16 protein-coding genes, 1 tRNA gene and 1 pseudogene are annotated in these 24,217 nt (G+C 69.8%); 4 read left to right on the top strand and 14 right to left on the bottom strand.

Translation table 11 applies throughout. The features are described from left to right. Nucleotides 1–146: 146 nt before the first annotated feature. The 4 genes from ACX25U_RS21230 to ACX25U_RS21215 form a co-directional block, all read right to left on the bottom strand. A complete protein-coding gene (locus tag ACX25U_RS21230; protein WP_454382310.1) occupies nt 147–2,351 on the bottom strand; it encodes a hypothetical protein in 2,205 nt (734 codons plus the stop codon). Nucleotides 2,352–2,525: 174 nt separating this feature from the next. Beyond that, nucleotides 2,526–2,873: a DUF6247 family protein gene (locus tag ACX25U_RS21225; protein ID WP_454382309.1), complete on the bottom strand. Its 348-nt coding sequence runs from the start codon at nt 2,871–2,873 to the stop codon at nt 2,526–2,528. 74 nt (nt 2,874–2,947) lie between these two features. Then, nucleotides 2,948–3,310: a hypothetical protein gene (locus tag ACX25U_RS21220; RefSeq protein ID WP_454382308.1), complete on the bottom strand. Its 363-nt coding sequence runs from the start codon at nt 3,308–3,310 to the stop codon at nt 2,948–2,950. Then, nucleotides 3,310–3,648 carry a hypothetical protein gene (locus ACX25U_RS21215; protein ID WP_454382307.1) on the bottom strand — a complete coding sequence of 113 codons (339 nt, stop codon included), beginning with the start codon at nt 3,646–3,648 and terminating at the stop codon, nt 3,310–3,312. The genes ACX25U_RS21220 and ACX25U_RS21215 overlap by 1 nt, the downstream gene beginning before the upstream one ends. A gap of 158 nt (nt 3,649–3,806) precedes the next feature. Between ACX25U_RS21215 and ACX25U_RS21210 the strand changes: the two genes are divergently transcribed. Next, nucleotides 3,807–4,100 (top strand): GntR family transcriptional regulator, encoded by a 294-nt coding sequence (locus ACX25U_RS21210; RefSeq protein WP_454382305.1) that lies wholly within the window; start codon nt 3,807–3,809, stop codon nt 4,098–4,100. A gap of 25 nt (nt 4,101–4,125) precedes the next feature. Here ACX25U_RS21210 and pglX read toward each other — a convergent pair. Next, nucleotides 4,126–7,572 (bottom strand): annotated as a pseudogene (gene pglX, locus ACX25U_RS21205) (BREX-2 system adenine-specific DNA-methyltransferase PglX); the annotation flags it as partial. A 12-nt stretch (nt 7,573–7,584) separates the two neighbouring features. Then, complete coding sequence (locus ACX25U_RS21200; protein ID WP_454382304.1) at nt 7,585–7,929, bottom strand: hypothetical protein; 345 nt, start codon at nt 7,927–7,929, stop codon at nt 7,585–7,587. 274 nt (nt 7,930–8,203) lie between these two features. Between ACX25U_RS21200 and ACX25U_RS21195 the strand changes: the two genes are divergently transcribed. Both ACX25U_RS21195 and ACX25U_RS21190 read left to right on the top strand, forming a co-directional pair. After that, nucleotides 8,204–8,671 carry a hypothetical protein gene (locus ACX25U_RS21195; RefSeq protein WP_454382303.1) on the top strand — a complete coding sequence of 156 codons (468 nt, stop codon included), beginning with the start codon at nt 8,204–8,206 and terminating at the stop codon, nt 8,669–8,671. Between the two features lie 15 nt (nt 8,672–8,686). Next, nucleotides 8,687–9,331 carry a hypothetical protein gene (locus ACX25U_RS21190; RefSeq protein WP_454382302.1) on the top strand — a complete coding sequence of 215 codons (645 nt, stop codon included), beginning with the start codon at nt 8,687–8,689 and terminating at the stop codon, nt 9,329–9,331. 55 nt (nt 9,332–9,386) lie between these two features. Here ACX25U_RS21190 and ACX25U_RS21185 read toward each other — a convergent pair whose 3' ends face one another. The 5 genes from ACX25U_RS21185 to ACX25U_RS21165 all read right to left on the bottom strand — a co-directional run bounded on the left by ACX25U_RS21185 (nt 9,387) and on the right by ACX25U_RS21165 (nt 17,793). Then, nucleotides 9,387–10,874, bottom strand: coding sequence for a hypothetical protein (locus ACX25U_RS21185; protein ID WP_454382301.1), 1,488 nt, complete (start codon nt 10,872–10,874; stop codon nt 9,387–9,389). Beyond that, complete coding sequence (locus ACX25U_RS21180) at nt 10,871–12,325, bottom strand: KGGVGR-motif variant AAA ATPase (RefSeq protein ID WP_454382300.1); 1,455 nt, start codon at nt 12,323–12,325, stop codon at nt 10,871–10,873. The genes ACX25U_RS21185 and ACX25U_RS21180 overlap by 4 nt, the downstream gene beginning before the upstream one ends. Further along, complete coding sequence (locus tag ACX25U_RS21175) at nt 12,322–12,795, bottom strand: hypothetical protein (RefSeq protein ID WP_454382299.1); 474 nt, start codon at nt 12,793–12,795, stop codon at nt 12,322–12,324. The genes ACX25U_RS21180 and ACX25U_RS21175 overlap by 4 nt, the downstream gene beginning before the upstream one ends. A gap of 77 nt (nt 12,796–12,872) precedes the next feature. Continuing rightward, a complete protein-coding gene (pglW, locus tag ACX25U_RS21170; RefSeq protein ID WP_454382297.1) occupies nt 12,873–17,285 on the bottom strand; it encodes a BREX system serine/threonine kinase PglW in 4,413 nt (1,470 codons plus the stop codon). Nucleotides 17,286–17,607: 322 nt separating this feature from the next. After that, nucleotides 17,608–17,793 carry a hypothetical protein gene (locus ACX25U_RS21165; protein WP_454382296.1) on the bottom strand — a complete coding sequence of 62 codons (186 nt, stop codon included), beginning with the start codon at nt 17,791–17,793 and terminating at the stop codon, nt 17,608–17,610. A gap of 22 nt (nt 17,794–17,815) precedes the next feature. On the opposite strand from ACX25U_RS21165, the gene ACX25U_RS21160 reads away from it, so the two are divergent. Further along, the gene (locus ACX25U_RS21160) at nt 17,816–21,610 is read left to right on the top strand and encodes an AAA family ATPase (protein ID WP_454382295.1); all 3,795 of its coding nucleotides are present in this window, start codon (nt 17,816–17,818) and stop codon (nt 21,608–21,610) included. A 42-nt stretch (nt 21,611–21,652) separates the two neighbouring features. Here the strand turns inward: ACX25U_RS21160 and ACX25U_RS21155 are convergent, their stop codons facing one another. From ACX25U_RS21155 to sepX, 3 genes are all read right to left on the bottom strand, one after another. Continuing rightward, nucleotides 21,653–22,528 (bottom strand): putative RNA methyltransferase, encoded by an 876-nt coding sequence (locus ACX25U_RS21155; protein WP_454382294.1) that lies wholly within the window; start codon nt 22,526–22,528, stop codon nt 21,653–21,655. A 303-nt stretch (nt 22,529–22,831) separates the two neighbouring features. After that, nucleotides 22,832–22,905: transfer RNA gene (locus ACX25U_RS21150), tRNA-Ala, on the bottom strand. Between the two features lie 100 nt (nt 22,906–23,005). After that, nucleotides 23,006–24,178: a divisome protein SepX/GlpR gene (sepX, locus tag ACX25U_RS21145; protein ID WP_454382293.1), complete on the bottom strand. Its 1,173-nt coding sequence runs from the start codon at nt 24,176–24,178 to the stop codon at nt 23,006–23,008. Nucleotides 24,179–24,217 lie beyond the last annotated feature (39 nt).

Below are 24,217 nucleotides of genomic sequence, written 5' to 3'. Positions count from 1 at the left end.
CACCTCGCCGAGCGAGTCGGCCAGGGTGCGGGTGAGGGTGTCGCGGCCCAGCTCCAGCTGGCGGCGGGCCTTGGCGCGGTCGTCGGGGGCGAAGGTGCGGGTGTACTCGTCCAGCCGGTTGCGCTCCAGCAGGAAGGAGATCCGCATCAGCCGGCCGAGCTGGGCCTTGCGCTGCTCGGAGAAGAAGTCGGGCAGCCACACCAGGGTGGGTTCCTCGACACCGTTCTGCTGGAGTTCCTTGACCCGCTGGTAGTCGTACGACGGGGTGCGGCCGTCCTCGTCGAACGGGTAGTCGACGACGAACCGGATGTTGCCGCCGGTGGCCGGGGTGAACTGCTCGTCGGACAGCTTCCGGGACTCGCAGACGTTGCCGAAGACGAACTCGACGGTGCGCTTGGTGCCGCGCCAGACGACGTCCTTCTGGTCGATGAACTCGCCCTGCTTGACGCCGAGCAGGTCCCACAGCCGGTCGCGCACCCACACCCGGCGCACGCCGTCCTTGTCCTCCCCGGCGACGGCGGCCAGGATCGGCTCGACGTCCAGGTCGGACAGGTGCAGCGAGAAGACGGGGTCGGTCTCCCCCTCGCTGCGCACCTCGGTGATGAACTGGCCCTGCAGCGCCGCGATCCGCTCGGCGACCTTGTCGCCGGGGGCACGGTCCGCGACTGCACGGACCCGTGGTTGAGAGCGGCGAGCCGGGCGCCGGTGAGCCTGCGCAGCGCGGGCACCTCGGGCGCCAGCGCGGCGAGCAGCAGCGTCTTGACGAACCGGTCGTCGGCGAGCAGGTCGGGATGGTCGGCCCGGCCGTACTTGCCCAGCAGGAACTGGTGGGCCTTGGCGTGGAACTTCTTCGCCGCCTCCGCCTCGTGCGCGAGCTGGTCGGTGAAGGCGGCCCCCGTCTCGTCGACGAGGACGTCCCACAGGTCGCCGAGCGGGATCAGCCTGCCGAGCGGGGCGTCGGCGTTCTTCTCCAGCAGCTGCTGCACGAGCTTGAGACCGCTGCGCTCGCGCTGGAGCGCGCCGGAGAGCGCGACCAGCACGTTCAGCAGCGCGGGCGAGAGCGGGTAGACGGCGCGGAAGTCGTCCCAGCCGGCGTGCGTGGCGCCCTTGTCGTCCAGCAGGACGTCCTTGACCTGCTGGTTCGACTTGTCGATGCCCCGGAAGGCGGCGTTCAGCACCTCCTCCTGACCCGGCCTCGGCTTGAGCACGCGCTCCTTGATGATCTCCGGGAGGTTGCGGTCCTCCAGGTTGATGACGGTGAAGCGCTCCTTGAGGTATTCCAGCGCCTGTTCCATGTTCTGCACGTCGGAGCCGAGGATGTCCTTGCCGACGAGCTGGGACAGGTCCCGCTGGCGGGAGATGAAGGAGACGATCGGCACCGGCCGGTCGGGGTTGTCCGACTCGATCAGCTTGACCAGCTTCTGGATCTCCTCGTTGACCCAGGTCCGCTCCCGCATCCGGGCCTGGAGCCACAGGATCAGCTCGTCGAGGAACAGCACCACGCCGTCGTAGCCGAGCGTGCGGGCGTGCCTGCTGATCTCGCTGAGGCCGTCGTCGAGCGACTTGTACCCCTCCGCGCCGCCCGAGTACGACTTCATGGGGCCGTTGATCAGCGCGGACACCAGACGCTCACGGCCCGGGTCGCCCCCGGGGGCCGCGAAGGCGGCGTCCAGCTCCGCACCGGTCCACGGCGTGGCGGCGACGGACCCGATGGGCACGAGGCCGTCCCCGGCGGCCGGGGCCGCGCCCGCGCCGATGGGGGTCAGCCCGTCCCCGGCGGCGGGCGCGGCGGTGGGCAGCAGCTTTACGAAGGCCTCGTCGCCGAGCGACTCCCGCAGCGCGCGGGCGTCGGCCAGCAGCGCGTCCGACTTGTACACGGTCGGAACGGGAACCTCGGGATGCAGGGCCCGTACGGTCTTGACGTAGCCGCCGAGCAGCGCCGACTCCAGGTTGGCGGCCCCGACCAGGTGGTAGGGCACCATGAGGAACCTCCGGCCCCGCAGCCAGTCGTCGTGGTCGGCGATCACCTCGCGCAGCCGGGACTTGGTCCGCGTGGCCGGGTCGCCGTTCAGCACGGCGTGCAGCACGGTCAGGAAGTGGCTCTTACCGGAGCCGAACGATCCGTGCAGGTAGGCGGCGTACGAGGAGTTCTTCCGCACGGCGCCGCGCACCAGCCTCAGCGCCTTGTCGAACTCCTTCGCCAGCTGCTCGGTGACGACGTAGTCCGCCACGGAACCGGCCGAGGCGCCGCCGAACCCCTGGGACAGCTCGACCTTGAAGTCGCCGGCGTGGGCGTCCTCCTTGATGTCGAGAACGTCCTTCAGTGCGACATGTCCGCCACCCCTGGCCATCAACCGCCCCTGCTTCCCACAGCGTCCCGCCCGGCCACCACCCGGCCGGCTGCCCGGCGGAGCCCCGCGGTCACCCGCGCCCCGCACACACGCCCTCCATCCTGCCAGCTCGGCTGGGCGGGAGGGGGTGGTGTGCGGGGCTTTAGGCGGCTCACCGGACGCCGGACATCACACTCACTGGCCGGGCCGCACCTCCCGCGCCCGGTAGCGGATCTTTGCGGCCTCTTCGATGAGTGCCTTGGCCTCGGCGATGTCGGTGGACTCCGACGCGCGCTGGTGGAGATCAGCCATGTGCGCGTCGAGCTTCGGATCCCGGGCGATGGCGTACTCGCCCCACCAGCGGGCCATGAACGCGGGCACGGTGCTGATGTCGTACGCGTCCGCAACGGCCCACTTCCAGTGGTCGTCGAAGTCGGGAAGGAGCTGGGGAGCGTGCTGGGCGATGGCGGCGCGCAGCGCCTTCGGGTTCCGCTCGGGCATGGGCGGAACGACCGGCGTGGGTTCTGCGGCGTGTGCGGTCATGACCGGATGTACTCCTTTGTGCTCCTTCGGCGCACGGTGACTCCGACGATAGCCCGCCTCGGCGGTCCGGGGGCTCATGACCGAGTTCCCGGGCCGCCGTCATCGGTTCCGCCGTTCTCGTCACCCCTGATGTCTTCGGAGTCGCCGGTGTCGGACGGGGGCAGGCGCCGGCCACGGGACTCGGCCACGCGCAGTACGTCGGCCAGGCACTCGGACAGCCGGATCGCGGCGTAGCGCACTTCGACGTTCGGGGACAGGGGGTCGCGCAGCAGCCGCCGGGCCTCGACGAGCACCTCCAGGCCCTCGGCCAGTTGCAGGTCCTCCGTCTCGTCGGCCAGGCGGGAGATGTACCCGCCCTCGCTGCCGTTGGCGAGGAAGCAGGGCTTGCCCTCCGGGGAGAGCCAGGGCAGCAGCCGGAGTGTGGTGAGGGAATCCATCAGGCCGCCGCCCTCTCCGCGCCGATCACGTGCTGGTCGAGGTCGATGCCGAAGTCGGCGGCGAGGACGAGTGTGAGACGGCGGCGCCGCTGACGTGCTTCTTTCTGTTCGTGGGCGGTGAGGTAGGGGCGGACGAGGCGTGACTCGGTGCCGTCGAGGGGGAGGTGCAGGCAGTACGGGGAGCGGTGGAGGGGGAGGCAGAGGGAGTCGGCGGGGTGGGGGGTGAGGTGCGCGGGGCGGTGACGGCGGGGGTGGGGGTCGCCCGCTCGGTGGGTTCCGGTGCCGGGGCCGAAGAGAAGGCTCAGCCAATGGGCGAGGCGGCGGATAAGGTCGTACATGTCGACGCTCCTGGTAAGCGTTGGCCGTGCCCCGGGAGGTCTAGCCACCTCGCCGGGGTCTTTCTACTGCTGAAGCTAGCGCAGGATGCATCCCTCTACATACAAGTAGGGAGGGATCCACCCGAACGTGCAGGTAGGTGCACGCCTACGTTGGACACATGAGCGATACAGAGGAGCGGAAGCCGATTCTGGACCCGATGAGCGCCAAGCCGCTCTACGTCCAGCTGGCCGATGTCATCGCGAAGAAGATCAGGTCAGGGGAACTGGCGCCGGACAGGCCGATCCCCTCGGAGAACCACCTCGCCGAGGAGTACGGCGTGGCACGGCTCACCGCGCGGCGGACCGCACAGGAACTCCGCGAACGAGGACTCATCGTCACCGTGCGGGGCAAGGGCTCCTTCGTCGTGGAACGGCCGCCGACCGACGCGCCCGGAGACGGGACCGCCGACTGACGGTCCCACCCCCGTTGCCCTGTCGCTACTCGGCGGACTTCACTCGTCCACCCCGCCGCTTCTCGGGGCGCCAGGCGCGGAGATCGGCCTCCGACAGGTGGCGTTCGGTGCAGCCCTTGTTCAGCGCGGTCTGGAACTCCTGGGCCGGGTTGTCGCCCCACTCCTCGTCGTACTCGTCGTACCACTGGTGGACCCAAGGCATGACTTCGAGCAGACCTGCCAGCAGCGGCACGAACCGGGGATCCTCGCGCTGCCAACCGTCCTCGGCCGCGCGGTCGATGATGAGGTTGACGAGGGCCTCGGCCTGGTCGCGGTGGTTCCAGCCGGCCCAGCCGAGCAGCAGGGAGGGGTCGCTGTCGGTGGAGGCACCCGGGTAGGAGATGAACCGCTCCTTGGGCACGTCGAGCTTGCCGCGGTTCGACCAGTAGGAGTGCCGGAGGAAGTCGGCGCCGCTGTACTTGGGCGGGACCTTGATGTCGAGCCGTACGCCGTCGCGGTCCTCCTCGCGCTGCTGGTCCCAGACCCGTTCCCACTGCGCGCGCTTGCGCAGGCCGGTCTCCTTGTAGCGGAGAGCGGCGAGGTAGGGGACGTGCTCGGCCTCGATGACGGCCTGGAGCACGGTGGCGAGGGACGCCTCGGACTTCTTGAGGTGGTCGGCCGCATAGAGCGCGGCGACGGCCTGGACGTCCTCGTCGTGACGCAGGGCGTCGGCAAGCTGGTACACGGTGAGAGTGCGGGGTGCGGTGTACTCACCACGCTCCCCGAACCACAGCTCCTCGCGCTCGGCTGCGTCCAGCAGCCAGGTACGCAGCGCGGCAGCCTCCCGCTTCTCCCACTCCTCGGTGGACCAGCGGCGCTTGTACTCAGGGCGTTCGAGGAGCCGGATGTCCTTGTGGGAGGCGATGAGGTCGAGCCGGGCCTGCACAACCTTCTTGTAGGCCTCGGGCCACTCGGCGGGGATATCGGAGACGGCGGTGTCCTGGGATCTGTGCCGCTCGAACCAGACGGTCTCAATCTCCCCGGCGTCAGCCTGCCGCTTCAGCACGATCTCGAAGGCCCGCTGGCCGAGCTTGAGTTGTGGTACATCCTCGTCGGTCAGCTCGGCGGGATCCCCAGGCAGGGTGGCCGTCGCGACCTCCTTAGCGGTGAGCAGCCCGTACGCTCCGTAGACCGTCCAGTCCAGCTCCTCCTGAAGAAGGACCATCCGCGAACGGATGCGGTCTTGAGCCTTGCTGGCTTCGTCGAGAGCGGCACGGGTGGGGGTGGTGGAGACGGTGACGGCAGAGGGCTCATACTTAGTCAGCTTCTGAGCGAGGGTGTCGAGTTCGCGAGACAGGCCAAGAGGAAGCACGGCGGGAATGGGAAAGCTTTGCAATTTAGATGAACTAAACCGATAGAAGCGCTCCCAATCACTACTCGTGAACCCTCCCCCCTCTCCTCGAATTCCCTTATCGTGACTTACCTGCTTCAGCCAGAAGCACGCCGCCGACGAGTTCAGCATCCCCATGATCTGCAGATGCTGATCTTCGTCGACCGTTTCAGGAAACTTGACAACAGGCGCCGTCTGCTTGAATACCTTACCTCCTCGATCCAGTATAAAGTGGTTATGCGTAGCAACCTCGCCGTACCCGATCGACAGCTTCGTTCGAAGCTTACTTGAGGTCAGCCGCCCGTATTCTGACCATTTAAGCCCTCCTTCCATCTTCGTTTTTCTGCCGAAGAGAATGTTATTAGCAATCGTCGTCCTGCTCGGCCACATGAACCGATGAAGAGAATCAACGCGCTCCACATCAATGGGCGCGAACTCTTCGGTATACGGGAAAAGGGCATACTCGAAGTCTCCCTCCGCCCAATCGCGCAATAGGTCACCGGTGACCATCGGGCGAGTCCACTGCGCAGCAACCCCGGCCCTCCGCGCCGCACTCTCGGGGAGCAGGTAGAGGTCGTCCTCCAAGGTGAAACAGGTGATACCGAGCGAGTCAGCGACCGAGCCAAGGCGGGATCGCGCAGCAGCCTCGATCTGTTCCAGGAGAGAACCTGCACCACCACCACTCAGCGACCAAGGAAACGAAGCAAACCGCTCCCGCGTCGCATCCTCAACACTCACCCACTCCGACTCACTCCCAGGCTTCCCCACCTGCCCAGTGATCGCGACCCACACCGGCCCAAGCGCGCCCTCTTTAGGAATGCTGGCCTCACCCCGTACCCCCAGCACAGCCCGAATAGGCTTAGCCTGCCGAGCCACCTGGTTCCGCCCCACCAAAATCACCGTCGGCGTACCGTGCCCCGGGATATACGCCCCCGACGTATCGATGATGTGCGTCAGATCCACACCACCGAAGTCACGCTTCCGCTTGCTCTTGGGGTCCTTGTAAGGCCCCCCACGGAAGAACGACTCGATCAGTACCTTCCCAAACTCCCTCTTCATGAACGAGTTCGCCGTGATCTGTCCCGTGAAGCCACCGTCCTGACGGCTCCCACCCGCCCGCAGCGCCAGCTCGAAGATCCGCTGGGCGAAGGGGACCGACAGCGCGTACTTGCCCGAGCAGGCCCAGTACACGTCCCGGTAGTTCTGGTTCTCCTGCTTGTCCTTGACCGTGATGTACGGCGGATTCGCCACGACCACGTGGTACGACCCCCGCCCGAGCAGGTCCACTTCCCGCACGTACTCGTTGACGTCCTCCGTCCGGTACGTGAAGACCTCCCCCCGCACCACGTCGTCGAACGTCGCCTCGGCCTCCTGCCCGGCCTCCCGCCCATGCAGCAGCGAGTCCCCGACCGCGACCCGGATGGGCATGGCCGGCGCACGCCGCAGTTCCCGTACGCCGCCCTCCTTCAGCGCGGCGACCAGCAGACGGAAGCGGGCGATGGCGGCCGCGTACGGGTTCTTGTCGGCGCCGTGGACGGACTCCAGCGTGCGTCGGATGTGCACCCAGCGGTCCACACCGGGCTCCAGGGCACGCCACTTGGCGTAGATGCGGTCGAACAGGCCAAGCAGGAAGTGCCCGGAGCCGCACGCGGGGTCGATGCAGCGCAGGCCCCGGACCTGGCCGTCCTCGTCGGTCTCGCCCCGCCAGCCCTCGGGCCGGTGCTTCCACACGGGGTCGAGGCCGAACTCCTCCACGGCCGGTTCCAGCGTCAGGTCGAGGATGAACTTCTCGACGAACTCCGGCGTCTGGAGCAGGGCGTAGGTCTTGCGGGCGTGCTCGGAGAGGTCCTGGTAGAGGTCGCCGAGGAAGTGGGTGTCCAGCTCGGGGTCGGTGAAGTCGTGGCGGATCCGGCCCTCCGCGTCGCGCTCGCGCCAGAAGGTCAACAGGCGGGTGGCGGCGACGTAGGAGGGGGTGACCTCCCACAGCGGGTTGAAGCGCTGGTCGAACAGGCTCGCGGCCGTCGGGTGGGCCTCGCCGAGCGCGTTGAACGCCTCCAGCAGCCAGTCGCGGTCGTTGTGCTCCGGGTGGGCGCGGAAGTGGTCGTCGTGGCGGTCCTACGCCTCGGCCAGCCGCTCGCCGGGGCCGGACAGCCAGGCCTCCGGGATCAGCCCGTTGTCCTCGCTGAACCGGACGAAGACGCAGGCCAGGACCCACGCGGCGGCGATCTGGACCAGCCGGTCGTCGAGCCAGGTCTCGTAGCCGACGCCCGTACGGCCCTCTTCGTCGGCCCGCCGGTACTCGGCCCGCAGTGACGCGTCGAACTCCTCGCCGGCCGCCCGCTCCCTGAGGTCCCGCTCCAGCAGAGTGACCTGCTTCTGCAAGTCCTTCAGCAGCGCGTCATGGCTCTTTCGCGCGCTTCCCGCGGGCGACTGCGCGTCACGGACTTCCTCAGACGACACCGGCGAACCTCTCCATCCCGACCGACCCGCCGTGTGCACACGGCGCGCCCGCCAATCCTGCCAGGTCGGCTCCGCCAACCGTCAGGTACCGGCACCAGCCGGTGCACGCCCCGCGCGGGGACACGATCTCGGCCACGGCCAGAGGCGACCGGGTCCCGCCCAGCACCTCCGTCCGGTCCACCCTCGAACTGAATCATCCGTCCGTGTCCCGTTGAGCCAGGATGACCAGAAATCAGGTATTTCGCCGGGCAGTTGTCTGGCAGGGTCGGAGAACATGCAGAAGATCGCGAAAGCATCGCTCGTCGCCTTCTCGGCTGGCCTCCTGGCCCTGACCCAGGTGGGCTCCGCGCAGGCCGCCCCACACTGGAACAAAACAGTCAAGTGCCAGCAGAAGGACTGGGACGGACGGAACGTCCCCACCCGCATCGGCAACAGCGAACTCGGCTGGGCCCACTTCTCCGGCAGGCACAACATCCGCACCTGCCGTATCGTCAACGCCCCCCTCAACGGAAAGCCGGACAAGAACGACGGCAAGGGAGGGCTGGAATACTGGGGCTACGCCTTCGACGGCAAGCACCCGCAGGTGAAGATCATCGTCAAGGCGCAGGTCACCCGCCGCACCCAGGACAAGCGGTACGACGCCGGGAAGGGTCAGATGATCGGCGTCATCACCGCCTTCTGCAAGGGCATGACGAAGTGCCCCAACTGGATGAACCAGTCCACCGCCCAGTTCACACGCTGACAGGGAGACGTTCGTATGACGCCGTGGGAAGTGGCCGTCGCACAGGCCGACGTGACCGGCCACATGATCCGCTACACACAGGCGCCCCTCGTGAAGAAGCTCCGCGTCCGCGGCGTCCTCCCGGCCCCCCACCAGGCTCCGGCCTTACGGATCGCCCTCGGCAAACGCAAAGCGGACGTCCATGACCTCCTCACCATCTACGAGATCCCGCTTTCCCGGCAGGACGAGATGCTGAGCCCGTGGGATGCGGTCAGCCGCGTACGGCACGAGGCGGGCGAAGTGCGTTTCTACTCCGGCGGCCAAGTGGACACCGTGCTCGGTACACCGCTGATCAGGCTCTCGGAGGACGTGCCCTACGAGGAGCGTCCGGAGGACCGGGCGTACGCGCTGCTGACCACGCTGAACTGTCCGGCACCGGGCGACGAGGAGCGGGAGAAGGCGGAGTCTCTGCTGGTCGGCTTCCTGTACCTCGACGAGGGCCGGATGCGGCTGTACGTGCGGCACCAGGGCGATCCCGATGTGGTGGGCTGCGATGTGCGGCTCGCGGAGGCAGGACCGGCAGTGATCGCCGAGGTGTTCCCACGCTCGCAGGAGCGTGAGTTGTTCGAGTCCCCAGAGGACGACCCGCACTGTGTGGCTGTGGTGAACCTGGTGCACTGACCGGATGAGGAGGGCGCCCCCTCGGGGAGCGCCCTCCTTCGCTCACCCGCGGTTTTCAGGGCTTCGGCCGGGGAACACCGCCCAGGCGTCCCAGTCCGAAGGCGATCCGGTACACGTCGGGCAGGTCCAGCCGGCCGTCGCTGCGCCGCTCCGTCATCACGCCCAGCTCGATCAGCTCGGTGATCAGCCGGGGCAGGTCGTCCGGGTGGCGGGGGCCGGTGCGGACGAGGGACGGTTTGTCGGCCTGCATGTACTGAGCCGCGTCCTGGGCGAGCGCGGCCGGTAGGTCGGCCGCCTTCCACAGCTCGAGAACCTTCTCCTTCTCGATGGGCACCTGGCAGCCCACGAGCGGCTCTATCGCCAGCTTCACCCAGGGGGTGTCCTCGCTGACCTCCTCCACCCGCCGCTTCGAAGCGGCCTGCACCCCGGCGCGGATCGCTTCGTGGTGCAGGGCCCGGTCATGGGAGGGGTGGCTTGTGCGGGTGGCGTCGGCGGCCGTCGCCAGGGCCTGGAGGAAGCTGCGGGGGCTGATCTTTCCCCTGCCGTCCATGAGGTGGTTCGGCAGCCAGGTATAGGGCCTCCCCTTGCGGTAGTTACCGCCCATGAACGGGTCGGCGATCTGAGCGAAGAGCTTCTCCTGGACCTCCGCGACATTGCGCAGCAGCAGGGGCGGCTCGTGCCGTGCGACCTTCTCATCGGTCTCCCAGCCCCCGGTGACCTCGCGGAACCGCCGTGCCAGCTCGGCCTGTTCGCCGTCTTCATTGCCCAGGCAGTGGAAGAGCAGACCGTACAGGTCGGTCTGGCTCCACTCCAGGGCCGACGCGTACCCGGACAGCTTCGCGGCGTCGGCGAAGGCGAGTTTCGCGGCCTCGAACATGTCGGGGCGGATGAACACCTTCAAGCGGATGTTGCGTGTGCCGAACCGCATCTCCAGGGCGAGCCGCAGGATGCCGCCGACCAGCCGGTCGGCTTGCTCGCGGTCGGGGTGCAGATGCTCCAGGGCGTCGAAGAGAAGCAGATGGACGACGTTCGCCTCATGCGCCTCGCGGTCCGCCCGTTCCACCGTGCGCTGGGCCTGACCGGTGTGGGCGCGCACCCAGGCGACCCTGTCCCGCCACTCGGGCAGTTCGCGCAGCTCCTCCTGCTCGAGCGCTGTCAACAGCACCGCGTACCAGAGGTAGTAGGGGTCCTCGCCGGCCTCGGCCAGGGCGCGCAGGTCCGGCGGTCCCGGATAGCAGTCGTGGCGCAGGTCCAGTCCGTGTCCGGGGTGGACTCTGAGACGGCGCAGTCGGTTGATGCGGTACTCGGCTGCGGCGACCTCGCGCAGCTTGTCGTCGAGAAGCGTGCGGTACCAGAACGTCTTGCCGACGCCCCGGCCGCCCGGCACGACCACGTTGTCCACGTAGAGGGCGGTACGGTGCGAGTCCGGCATGAACAGGGTGTGCGCGGTCGGCTCCCGGGTGTCGCCGTAGAGCGACTCCTCCAGCGCCGCCGACAGCAGGTCCCGGTACTCATGTGCGGTGAGGGTGGCCTCGTTCGTCACGTGTCCCGCGCCCCTTCCCGGTCCCGGCCGGCTCGCAGCGCCTGATCGATCAGCGCGGTGGCTCCGTCCAGGAAGTCACGGTACGCGGCCTGCACGAAGGCACGGTCCTGCCAGCCCGGCGCGTTGACCGCGTCCATGCCCACCAGACCCGGCTCGAACAGGATCGGGATGGGCGAGTGCGGTGCCTGGTCGTCGGCGAGCGTCGGGGCGAAGAAGGCGTCCCCCGCCGAGGCGGCGGCCTCGGCGAAGGCCTCGGCGTCCCGTACGTCGACGTCCCGTACGTCGACCGCTGCGACCGTGTCGTACAGCACCGCGAAGCACTCGAACGCCCGCTTGCGGAACGCCTCCAGGTAGCTGTCCATCGGGTAATGCACGGAGTCGGGCACCATCGAGGCCACCATGCGCAGCTTCTCCCGGATGCGCGACGCCTGCCCCGAGGACTGCCAGGCGGCGAACAGGTCGCCGTAGCCCATCCATGTCTGCTCGTTGTGGGAGCCGAACAGCAGCGCCAGGTCACTCAGCCGGGAGATGGCCACAGCCGCCACGTCATGGATACCGGCTCCGCTGTCCAGAAGAACGACGTCCGGGCGGCGACCGGTGTCGCTGTCCCGCTCCACCGCGTCCTCGCAGGCGCACACCGCCTGCTCCAGCCGGTCCGCGAAGGCCGCGTCGGCGGTGTCGGCGTAGACACGGTTCAGTTTGTCGGCGTACGAGTAGGGCACGTCGTCCGTTCCCCTGCCGCGGGCCGGGGCCACCCACAGCTCCCCGAAACGGCCGTCCGCCGCCCGGGGCGGGACGTACGAGGAACGGGTCACGATCTCCAGGCCGTCGGCGTTGCCGACCGCGTCCTCGACAAGCTGGTCCACCAGCCCGTGCGGGGGCAGGTCCCGGCCCATGAGGAGCGGGCCCGCGCCCGGTGACTCCAGGTCCAGGTCGACGACCAGGACGGCGTGCCCCCGGTCGGCCAGATGCCGCGCCAGCACGGCCATCGCCGTGGTCCGGCCCACACCGCCCTTGAAGCCGTACAGCGCGGTGCGGTGGGCATGGACGCCGCCGGTCCCGTCACCGGGCGGGGACACGATGGCCCAGTCCTCACCGACGACGGTGTTGTCGAGGAAACGGACGGAGCCGGCTCCGGCCGGGCCGTCGGGGTCCGCCACCGCGCGCGGAGAGGTCAGCAGCGTGTCCGCCGAGAACATGTCCGAGGCCAGCAGCACCGGCTGACCGGACCGGTACCGGCCCAGACGGTCGGTGAACTCCGTCTCCCAGGACGCCGCTAACCTGCGTACCGTCTCCTTCTCCTTCCCCTGGTCGTCGACGACGAGGGAGAAGCGGCCGAGCACGTCCCGGACCAGCACGACGTGGAAACCCTGTCCGGCCGCGGCACGGGCGGTCTCGAAGGCACGCTGCCGGGCCTCGTCGAAGCGGACGGGAAACGGGAAGAAGGTCACGGCAGCCTTCCGTTGAGCAGTGCCTGTTCGTGCAGGGAGAGTATCCGGCGGGCTGCGTCCCGGCGCCGGTTCACCATCTCGACCTGCGCATAAGTGCCGTCTGTGTAGCGGGTGCTGACGTGCCATCTCCTGAACACCTTGAGGTCGGCGTCGAGCGCCGTGTGCAGCACCGCACCCGTCCGGCCGTGCGCGAGCAGTTTGATCTCCCTGATCAGCTCGTTGACGTGACCGAACTTGAGAGTGTGGTCGGGATCGTCAGGATGCTCGGGATGCGGAGCCTCGGGCCTGTTGGACGGGCCCATCCTCACGTCCGTGAACCGCAGCAGCAGACTCTTCGTCGCGCACTCCGCCGCGAACCCGTAGAGGTGGTCGGCCGTGGGCAGACGATCGTCGGTGTGGCAGTAGGCGGCGTCGTGGAAGTGACGCGCGGCGGCTTTCGCGAAGTGGTCCTCTTGTAAGGTCTCCGGCACGCAATCGATCTTAGGCCGGGTATGCCGGAGGCGGCAGGGAAAAGGGGATGCAACACCGTTCGCATGAACGCCACTTGTCACCCCTGGCCTGTCAACTCCCCCGCCCTTTCCTCATCGGACTTCAATTCCTTGAGGAACAAGCCGACCAGCTGTACCCATTCGCTCCTCTGGTCCACGACGTCCACCGTGCGGCCGTCCAGCGCGGGCGACGCCTCCGGGTCCTCCATGGGGACCAGCAGCCACAGGCCGTGCGGGGCGCTCGCCGGGTGGCGGGCGGCCTCCTGGAGCGCGACCAGCAGCTCACGGCCGCCGGCCGCCCAGTAGCGGGCGACGAGCGCGGCCTCCTGGGCGAAGAGCACGGCACGCGGCCCCGACTGCTCCGCGAGGGCGACGGCACGTGCGACGACCCGCTCGGACGCGGCCCGCGCATACGAGGCCAGCCCCGCGCCGAGCGTGCCCGAGGCGGCGAACACGGCGTCCGCGCGCAGCAGCGCCTGCCACTCGACGCCCTGTTCCCCGGCCAGCTCCCTCAGCGCCGTGAGGAACAGGTCGTCCAGCGAGACCGGCACGACGTCGAAGCGCTCCGCCAACCGCTCTGCCACACCAGGGAGTTTGGGCGCCTTGACGGTGAGCGCGAGGAAACCGCCGCGCCTGTGGGCCGCCAGAAGCTGCGCCTCCTTGGCCCGGCGTGGGTCACGGCCCAGCGCCAGCTCGCTCTGCGCGGCGGCGATGAGCGTGCCGGTGCTGGTGAGGAGGGACACCGACGGCTCGTGGCGGCTGCCGGCCGACTCGCGGACCCTCGGCATGAACCGCTTGCGGTGGCGGTCGTAGCGGAGCGGGAAGTCGGTCTGGGCCAGGGCCTCCTCGAACTCCACGTAGGTGGTGTCGGCCAGCACCTTCAGGCCCGGGAACCGCGCGCGGATCCGGGCCGTGAGTTCCGCGGCGCTTACCCCGGTGTCGGCGCGCACCCCCGCCGGGGCCTGGGAGATGCGCAGGGCGCGGACCAGGTCCAGGTCCAGCGGGAAGAGTTCGAGCCGGGGAGAGACCGCGACGCCGCCCGCCATGGCCGCCGCCAGGTCGACCAGCCGGGTGTCGGCCATGGCCGCCATGCCCTCCGGCGCGGGCACCGCGCGCAGTTCGCGCAGCACCGTCGCCCGGCCCGGCAGCGGGTCACGGCCCGCGACGTCGGCCGCCGCCTCGCCCAGGACGGCCGCGTAGTCCGCGAGTTCGGCGGGGGTGGGATCGTCGGCGCCCGGCTGGTCCTCCAGGGCCAGCACCACCCGTCCGCCGCGCCGCAGCACGGCCAGCCGGGCAGGCGGTTCGCCGTCGGGACCGGTGTCCTCCTCCCGCTTGCGGGACTCCGCCTCCGCCGCCGCCCTGACCACGGCCAGTGCCTGCGCCAGCGTGTCGGCGGGGTCCCCGTCACCCGCCCCGTGCCGGGCACGCAGCTCGGCGGCCAGTTCCTCGGCGGTCGCGACCCTGCACTGCTCGGAGAGGATCGCCGCCAGCTCGTCACGGACCCGGCGCAGCCACGGCAGCGCCGCCCACAGCTCGATCGCGGCCTGCTGGTGCTGGGAGACCGTGGGCTGGCTGATACCCAGGGCCCTGGCGATGGCCGGCTGGGCGGGCCACGGCTCCAGCCGCTCGCCGCCGGGCAGCTGGAGCGTGGCACGGACGACGTCGGGGCGGGGCTTCGTACGGCGCTTGCCCTCCGGGGGCGTGAGCCGCGCCGCCAGCGTCTCCACCGACTCCACCGCCTCCTCGGGCGCGTCCACCGGGACGGCCACGGGGGTGCGGGGTGCGGGGCGCCTGCGCAGGGCCTGCGTCCACTGGCGGTGACGGCGGTTGAGTTCCTTGCGGATCACGTTGCCCGCGCCGCGGGCCCGGGAGATCGTGTGCGGCGGGATGTCGAGGAGGGCCTCCACGGTGGACGCGCCGAGGGCGGCGGCCACGGACACGGCCCGCGGTGACAGGCCCGCCGCGTCCAGCGGGGTCTTCGGACCCGCCACCGCGGCGGCCTGGTCCCGGGCCTCCTCGATGTCCTCCGCCGTCATGCCCATCGTGGCGGGCGTGGTCGCCGGGGGTGCCTTGTCCGCCGTGCGGAACACCCGGCGCCACGCCTCCTGCATCTCGCGCAGGCTGTCGTAGCGCTGCTCGACGTCGCGGTGCAGGGCCCGCTGGAAGAACGTGGTCAGGCCGTCACGCAGCGCCTGGTCGAACAGCTCGTCGGCGATGTGGAGTTCGGCGTCCGGCACGGTGAGCGGGTCGCTCTGGCCGTCGCCCCACACCGGGCGCTCGCCCGTGGCCATCTCGTGCAGGGTCACCGCGGCGGCGTACCGCTCTGCGTGGTCGTCGTAGCGCTCGCGCCTGCTGCCGCCCAGGAGCGGGTCGAGATAGCCACGCGTGCCCGCGTGCAGGTCCTGGTCGGGCGCGTCGGCCAGTGAGAAGTCGAACAGCATCAGCTGCCAGGACCCGTCGCTGCGCTTGAACAGGCCCAGGTTGTCCGGCTTGATGTCGCGGTGCCGCACTCCGCGCGCGGAGAGACTGTCCAGGGCCTCGAAGAGGTCGTTGCCGAAACGCTCCAGCTGGTCGTAGCCGAGCGAGCCCTCTCCGCGCAGCCGCGAGCCGAGGCTGACCGGCTCCCTGTCCCCGGGCGGACGGAAGCCGCCCGCGTACTCGATCTCCAGGATCATGCGCCCGCCGAGCTCGCGCGGCTCGGCGAGCAGCTTCACGATCCGGCCGCCCCCGACCTCCTTGAGCGCCCTGGCCTCCGCGTACAGGCGGGCGTCCTTCTCGTGGTCCAGCGCGACCTTGAACACCCTCGGGGAATCCGTCTGCCCGCCCGGCTCGTCCTCCGTACGGCGCACCAGCAGGGCACGGGCCGTGGCGCCGGTGCCGAGCACCCGGGCCACCGTCCAGGTGTCGTCGAGGGGCTGGCCCGGCTGGACCGTCAGGGGGTCCGCGACCGCCGCACCCGAGGGCTCCGGAGCCGCCGCGTCGGCCTCGGCCGCGTCCAGCAGCCGCAGGAACTCGTCGGCCGACGCCATCCGGTCCTGCACGTCGGCCGCCGTCGCGTGGAAGACCAGCAGATCCAGCGCTTCGGACACGCCGTCGGCGACCGCGTAGGGGTGCAGCCCGCCCTCCTCCCTCAGCCGGTCCACCAGGGCGCTGCGCCGGTCGGCCGGCGGGCGGCCGGTGAGCAGCAGGTACGCGAGGGCGCCCAGCCCGAACACGTCGAGGTCCACCGGGTCGGCGAACTCCTGACCGGTCTCGGGGGCCAGGTAGACCTGTGCCACGTCCGCGATCAGGTTGACGTCGAGCGGAGTGTCCCCGAGCGTGCGGTGCAGGGTGGTCTCGAAGTCGCGGGCGGCGGTCTGCCAGTCCGCGATCCGCAGCACCGGGTCGCTGCCGTCCTCCGCCGCCGACACGTACACCGACCGGGCGGACAGTGCACGGTGGTAGAGGGAGCGGTTGTGGGCGTAGCGCACCGCCTCGGCGAGCTGCCGCACCAGGTCCAGGCGGACCTCGGGCGTGAGCCGGCCGCCGTACGCGTCGAGGTAGGCGTCCAGCCGGAGGTCCGACGCCCGGTGCCGGAACAGGATCGCCGGGCCGCTGACGTGCTCGCGGATCTGCACCGCCTGCACGATGCCGCGGTGGTTGATGCCCTGCAGCACCTGGTACTCACGGCGGGCCGCCCGGTCCACCTGCTGCCGCTGCTGCTGGGATGCCGCCTCACCGGTCAGGTAGATCCGCACCCGGCCGCTCTCCTGCACCAGGCCGTCGTCCCGCTCGGCGAGCCGGTCCTCCCAGCCGGGGCCCGCGTCCAGCGCGCGCGGCTGAAGCCGCCAGTCGTCGCCGAAGCGCAGGTGAGCCGTCGAGTGGCTCACGCCTATGCGCTTCATCAGCTGTTCGAGCAGCGCGCCGGCCTGCGGGGTGACCCGCCAGCTCTCGCGCTCGGGCGGCAGGCCCAGCAAGCCCTCCCAGATGCCCGGCAGACCGCTGCCGCCGCCGTCACGCCCGTACACCGCCGTGCGCTGGAACTCGTCGAGCTCACTCACCAGGTCGGGGTCGTGCAGGAAGACCGCCGGCTTGATGAAGGGAACCCGCCTGGGGTCCTCCCCCATACCGCGCGCCGCCCGCGCCAGCTGCTCCTTGAGCTCCTTGGCCTTGAGGTCGGTCAGGTGCAGCGGGTTCTTCAGCGTGCGCACCCGGTCGTCGTGGAACTGCCAGGTGTCCCCGTGGTTCACCACCCGGCCCGGGTGGCCCTTCAGCTCCAGCAGGTACACCCCGCCGGGCACGGCGATCAGCAGGTCGCATTCGTTGACGCGACCGGAGGGACCGGTGAACTGGAACGTCGCCCAGGCACGGTAGGGCTCGGCCTTGGGCATCAGCCGCCGGACGTGTTCCAGGCCCTCCTGTTCCCAGGCGTAGCCGGAGCGCCGCGGCTGGAACCACCGCTCACGGTCGGCAGGAGGTCCGGGCTTCGGCACGGACGGTCACGCGGGTGGCGTCACCGAGACCTCCTGGCATCGTCGAACGTCGGCACGGAAGGCGGAGCGACATGAGCCCACGCTGTCGGCCGGGGTGCGGAAGTCCTTGGAGTGGCTGCTTCCACGTGCCTGGGCGTCCTCTGCCCGGCCCCGCCCTGGGACGGCAATCCTAATCGGTCCGTTCCCCGCGCCCGGCCGCAGGAACGATCACCCGGGCGGACGGGAGGGGGCAGCGGCACGCATGGCTGCCGGCTCCGTAAAGCTGCCCCTCAGTGGCTGGGTCGCTCAAAAGATGGACACATCCTGAATTCGAACACGTGTTTTATATGTGGCCCAGAAACACACGGCAGGGCAACGGCGACTCGACGAGGAGCAGATACAGCGCCGCATCGAGGGCTACCGGGCGGGCGCGACGGTGTACGAGCTCGGTGAGGACTTTGGAACCGAACTGCATCAGGGAGCCGGAAGCCCGGAACTGCGTCCCCAGCAGGTGGTAGATCTCCCGCATGGCCGCAATTCAGCATCTCTCGATGCGAGTTCCGTGGCGGGACCGTCCCTGGGACCAGTTCGTCTGCGACGACCCGTTGGGCAACTCGTCATGCACGCTGCTCGCCGCGATCGGCAAGGGCCGGGACGACTCGTTCGAGGTCACGCACGCCGGTGCCGGAATCGACAGCCTCGATCACAACCGGCTCCCCTGTCTCAGCGAGCGCGCGACGTTCATGTCCCCGCTCGGCTACACGGTCGTCAAGCGGCATGCGTATCGGCACAACCGTGCGTTACGAGGAAAGCTCCACGACACGCAGGTCACTCTTCCCGGATACGCGTTCGAGGCAGTTCCGTTCCGCTGGATGAACCGTGAGTTCTTCGCGCAGGAGATCGGCCACGAGCGGGTCCCCCTGTTCGACCAGACCGCGGAGGATGCCGCTGATGCCGCGCTGAGCTACGAGCCTCCGTGGGTGATGGACGGCGACAACCAGCGTGCCGTCCTCGATGCCTTCTTCGAGCCCGTCGCCCCGGGTGACTCCTTGGTCTTCGCTTATCTGAAGCACTCACCCTTTCAGGAGCAGCGCACGGACCGGCTGCTGGTAGGCGCTGCGCGGGTCACGCGCGTCACCCCTCCGCCGATGTGGAACCAGTCGGACGACGCCCCCTTCGGGTCCTCCATGTGGGAGACGATCGTCGAGCACTCGCTCCGCACCGACATGACCGACGGGATCCTGCTGCCCTACCAGCAGCTCATTCCCCTGATGGACGGGGGTATCGATGTCGACAAGGCGCTCGCGTGGGCTCCCGAGGGCCGCGAGGTCGAGTTCTCGTACGTCACCGAGCACCTGTCCGACGACGCCGCCATCGAGGCGTTGAGCTCCCTCCAGTCGGCCGTCGACGGCATGCGGGAACTGGGTGTGGAGCTGCCCGACACCGGGCGGCAGTGGCTACAGGATCAGATCGAGCGGCTCTGGCAGATGCGTGGTCCCGTCCCCGGCCTGCCGGGAGTCCTCCGAGAGATCGGCGTCCAGCAGCCGTACGTGGCGGCGAGAGCGGTGGTCGCGCAGGAGGGTGCCGACACCCACCCGTGGGATTTCCTCGAGACGGTCTTCGCCGATCCGTCCGGTGCGCCGAGTGCGCTGAGGCCGCACATCGGCGCACCACAGGCCAGGATCTGGAAGAAGATGACGCCCGAGCGGCAGGCGGTGCTGCGCCTGCTCTCCGGCTTCGACATCTCACCGGCCCAGGTCCGGATGCTGCTGGAAGGTGAGACCGAGGTCGAGATGACCGCGGAGGAACTGCTGGTCAACCCGTATTTCGCTGCGACGTGTACCTACGGCGTCCCGGAGCACGTGCCGTTCACGACCGTCGACCGCGCTCTCTTCCCGCCGACCCACGTCACCTGGGAGCCACCCGTTCCCGACGAGGTCGAGCTGGAGGGTCACCTCGACCGGCGTCGGATCGAAGCGCTGCTGACCGATGTCCTTGAACGGCAGGGCCGGCAAGGCGACACGGTCGTACCGGAAGGCGAGACCATCGCGCTGGCCAATGATGTCCCACTCGCTCAGCCGCCCGCACTGACCAAGACCATCCTGACCGGCCTCGGCCTGGACCACGACGGCGTCGACGAGTGGAGTGACTGGTCGCCGCTGACGAACGTGTCGCTCGCCGACGGCACTCCCGCGTACAAGCTCACACGGTTCGAGGAGGTCTCCTCGGTCATCCGGGACTGGGTCGGGGCCCAGGAGAACCGGGGAAGCCTCGGGCCGATCACGGACGCCCGCCGGGTGCTGGACAGCGCGCTCGACCGGAACCAGAAGGTCACGGGAGAAAAGGTCCCGGGAGAGTCCGACTCGTTGGAGGAACGAGCTCGCACCGAGAAGGCCGCCGGCCTCTCCGCCCTTCATGACGCGCCGCTCTCCGTGCTCATCGGGCCGGCCGGAACCGGCAAGACCACGCTGCTGCGCGCCCTGGTCGAGTACCCGGGGGTCGCCGCGGGCAACGTCCTCCTCCTCGCTCCCACCGGCAAGGCGAAAGTGCAGCTGGAAACCAAGGTGAAGCTGCCCGCCAGGACCCTGGCGTCGTACCTGAGCGCCACTCGCAGGTACGACGCGGAGACCGGCCGGTACCTCGTGTGGGGAGATCGGCAACCACGGCACAGCTACGCCTTGGTCGTCATCGACGAAGCGTCGATGCTCACCGAGGAGATGCTCGCGGCCGCCCTCGACTCCTTCGCAGAGGTCGAAAGACTCATCCTGGTCGGCGACCCACGGCAACTCCCGCCGATCGGCGCAGGCCGCCCTTTCGTCGATCTCGTCAACAAGCTGCGACCCGACAGGTTCAACGACTGGGTGCGGGTGGCGCCGGGCTACGTCGAACTGCAGGTGCCCCGGCGTCAACTCGCCGACGGAAGCCACGGCATCCGGCACGACCTCGAACTGGCAGCCTTCTTCGGCGACAACACACGGGGTGCGGGCGACGAAGCCATCTGGGCGGAGCTGGCCGCCAACCCTGACCTGCCCACCGTGAAATACGTGCCCTGGGGCAACAGGTCCGCCGTCCAAGCACTGACCGACGAGCTCAGGCACAACTTGCCTCTCGATCGCGACCCGGATCCAGCACGCGCCTTCGCTCTCACCTACGGCGGCGTCCTCAACGGCGCGTACCTCAACTGGCAGGCCGGCGCGGGGCAGCACGCCGAGGACTGGCAGATCCTCTCACCGACCCGCTCACGGGCGTTCGGCACGGTCGAACTCAACCGCCACATCAAGCGGACGTACCGGTCGAGCGACACCTCGTGGGCACAGCGGGACACCCGGCGCGGCAACATCCCGAAGCCGATCGGCCCCGAGCTGATCGTTCGCGGCGACAAGGTCATGCAGACCACCAACAAGCGTCTGCAGGCATGGCCGCGGCAGGACGCGATGAACTACGTCGCGAATGGAGAGATCGGTGTCGCGATCGGATTCGTCTCGCCGGCGACGAAGACACCGAAGAACAGACTGCGCCTCAACGTCGAGTTCTCCTCCCAACCCGGGTTTCAGTACTCGTACTGGCCGACAGAGTCCGATGACGCGCTGCTGAAGCTCGCCTGGGCGGTCACGGTCCACAAGTCGCAGGGATCGGAGTTCGGCACGACCTTCCTCGTCCTCCCCGCCCGGGCGAATGTCTCCCGAGAGCTCATGTACACCGCCCTCACCCGGCAGAAGGACAAGGTCGTCATTCTCCACGAGGGCACCCTCTCCGATCTGCGCGACCTTGCGCAGCCCTGGCGCTCGGAGACGTCCCGCCGACTGACCGACCTGTTCGAGGCGCCGCACCCGGTAGCGCTCCGGATCCGGGGCACAGCCCACCGCTTCGACCGCAAGCTCATGCACGTGTCGGCGAACGGCATCGCGATGGCGTCGAAGAACGAGGTCATCATCGCCGGCCTCCTCGACCGGCTCGTCCCTGGTAAATGGCGATACGAGGAACCGTTCACCGGTGCCGACGGACGCGTCGTCCTGCCCGACTTCACGATCTCGGACGGCAACGGCCACACGGTCTACTGGGAGCATGCAGGCATGCTCGACCTGCCCGACTACGCCCGGAAATGGGAACTCAAAAAGGCCTGGTACGCAGAGAACGGCATCCTTCCGCACACCCAGGGCGGCGGACCGAACGGTTCCCTCATGTGGACGGACGACCTCAACGGCGCCGACGCGCAGGCCTGGCTGCACTTGGCGTCCGAGGTCCTGGGGGTGACACCGGCCATGCCACCAGACCCAGCGGGTGGTCAGCCCGGGCCGGCACGGCGAGTCGCCAAGCGAACAGCACGGCGGCATCCGGGTTCCTAGCCTCGCGCTTTCATGAAGCGGACTGCCCGGCAGGCGACCCGCTCAGCGAAAAGCGCCTCGAGCCGGCAAGAAGGGAGCTGTCGAGGTCCTTCGCCTCAAGGTGGTGCTCAGCAAGGCGGTCCTCCGGCGGAGTACGTCAGCATTGACGTGGTAAACGGTGCGGCCCATGGAGGACAGGGCCTCGATGTCCTGGTCGCTCAGGGGCATGACGTACTCCACCGCTTCGGTGTGAGCGCGCTGGAAGCGCGCGGAAAGCGTGCGGCGCAGGCGCTCCTCCTTGGCGGGGTCGACCGACAGCAGGCCGAGGTGCCGCTGGAGTTCGCCGAGGTGCCGCGACTCGGGGGTGACGACGAGCAGGGCGCCGCCCGGCCGGAGGACCCGGTGGAACTCGGGGCTGTTGCGCGGCGCGAAGACGTTGAGCACGAGGTCGACGGAGCGGCTGCGTACCGGCAACGGCCGCCGGACGTCCCAGCCGGCAGCCGTTGCGCGGGGGTGAACCCGGGCTGCCCGGCGGAGAGCGTGCGGGGAAGTGTCCAGTCCGAGGCCGGCGGCGTCGGGGAGGGCGTCCAGGACGGCGGCGAGGTAGTAACCGGTTCCGACCCCGGCGTCCAGCACGGTGCCGCCGGGCGGGCACAGCTCCGCGGCGAGGCCGGCGAGGGTGTGCGTGAGCGGCGCGAAGTGCTTGGTCCGCAGGAAGGCGGTACGAGCCTGGACCATGGAGGCGGTGTCCCCACTGGTGGGGCGCTGCTTGCCGGTCAGCAGGCCGGCATAGCCGTGCCGGGCGAAGTCGAAGGTGTGCCGATGGGGGCACCGCAGAGCCTGGTCGGCGGGTTCAAGGCGGTCGTGGCACACCGGGCAGGTCAGGACGTCGAAGAGCCTGTGCCGCGCCTCGCGACGCGCGTTGGGTGAAGTGGGCATGCTTGTTCCTCGGCAGCGGTCGGCTGCGTGATCGGCGGAGCATGGGTGCGAAGCCGTTGGCGTGCCCGACCGACCGTGAGGGTCTCGTCAGAGGGCACGACGAGGCAGCGGCGTCGTCAGAGCTCTCCGGTCCGGGCCGGATGGCCAACGCCGCTGCCGTGACCGCTGCGTTCAGAGAAAGAGGTGCGGGATGCCGAGGCATGCCATGGCTTGAGGCTACAACGAGTCGCCAGTACACCGACAGCCGACCGTCAACACGTCGAAGCCCCGGTCGGTGATCACCGACCGGGGCTTCGAGCTGCGTGGACCTGAGGGGATTTGAACCCCTGGCCCCCTCGATGCGAACGAGGTGCGCTACCGGACTGCGCCACAGGCCCTTGCAACGAGTGAAACTTTAGCATCCTCGTCCGGGTGGTTGGAAATCCGTTGCCGGGCTGGTCAGGGGTGGGCCTCCTGAGGCGGTGTTCGGCCCCGGGGTCACTCGTTGGCCGCGCGCGGGCGGTCGCCGTCCTCGTTCTGGTCGAAGAGCGGGGTGCGGCCGCGTTCGCGGGAGCGGCGGGCCGAGGCCGCGCGGCGGGCGTCGGTGCGGTCGTCGGCGGTGGGCGAGGAGAGCTCGTCCGCGGTGGGGGCGGCGTCCTCCTCCGGTACCGCCGTGGACGAGCGCGCCGAGCTCCAGGTGTCCGGAGCGCCGAGGTCGACGTCGGAGGTGGCGCGCGGGGCGACCGGGGCGGTGACGTACGTGGGCAGCGGTACGGGGACCGGGTCCCAGCTGTCGCCCTGGCCGGGGCGGCGCTGACGCTCGCGCTGCTGGTCGAGCCACTCGGCGTGGTCGGTCTGCTCGACCAGGGCGCGTCGGTCGGCGGCGAGGGCGGAGAGTCCGGGGTCCGTCTCGGGCTCGGGCCCCGCGTCCGGCTCGCCGGCGGAGGGGGCCAGGGGCGCGCGCCGACGGGGCCGGCGCCGGCTCTCGTGCAGCCGCTGCGCGGCGGCCTCGGCGCGGCGGCGGTCCATCTGATAGGTGAAGCGGCGCCGCTCCTGGGCGCGCAGATACACGATGTACGCGCTGAGCAGCACGGCGGGTGCGGCGGGCGCCCACAGGAAGGCGAGTCCGCCGACCGCGGCGACGATCGCGCCGAGGGTGAAGGCGAGGAAGAGGATGACGGTGGTGCGCCGACGGCGCGCAAGCACCTTCGAGCGCCGGGCGCGTGCTGCGGCCGCCTCTGCGCCGGGCGTGCGTCGGGCCGCGGGGACGCCGTTGCGCGCGGGCGCGTCGACGGAGGGGGGCACCGGCGGTGCCGTGGTCCGGTCCCGAGGGGCGCGCTCGTCCTTCGCCTTCTCCCGCACGTCATGCGCCGGCGGCCGCTGCCGCTCCCGCGAACCGGTCGGAGGCATGGCGAAGGCCCGGACGTCCACCGAGTCGGTGACGGCGTCCGGCTCCCCGGCGCCGGGCTCCTCCTCGGCGGAGCGCGCCTTGAGGTCCCTGGCGTACCGGCGCTCCATTCCCGCCCGCCCGGACAGGAGCCGGATGGCGGTGCTGAAGCGTTCCGTCGGACGGGCCTCGTTCAGCTCGTCCTGCCTACGGAGCCACATCGGCACCAAGTAGGCGGCCCAGGCCCCGACGATGACTGCGTAGATGAGGCCGCTGCTGCTCACGTCTCACACCGTAGAGGGGTTTGCGTGAGGCCATCCGCC

It is taken from the genome of Streptomyces sp. JNUCC 63 (assembly GCF_054366325.1).
The sequence above is the reverse complement of the archived record's forward strand: the minus strand, read 5'-3'. Positions and strand labels throughout refer to the sequence as shown.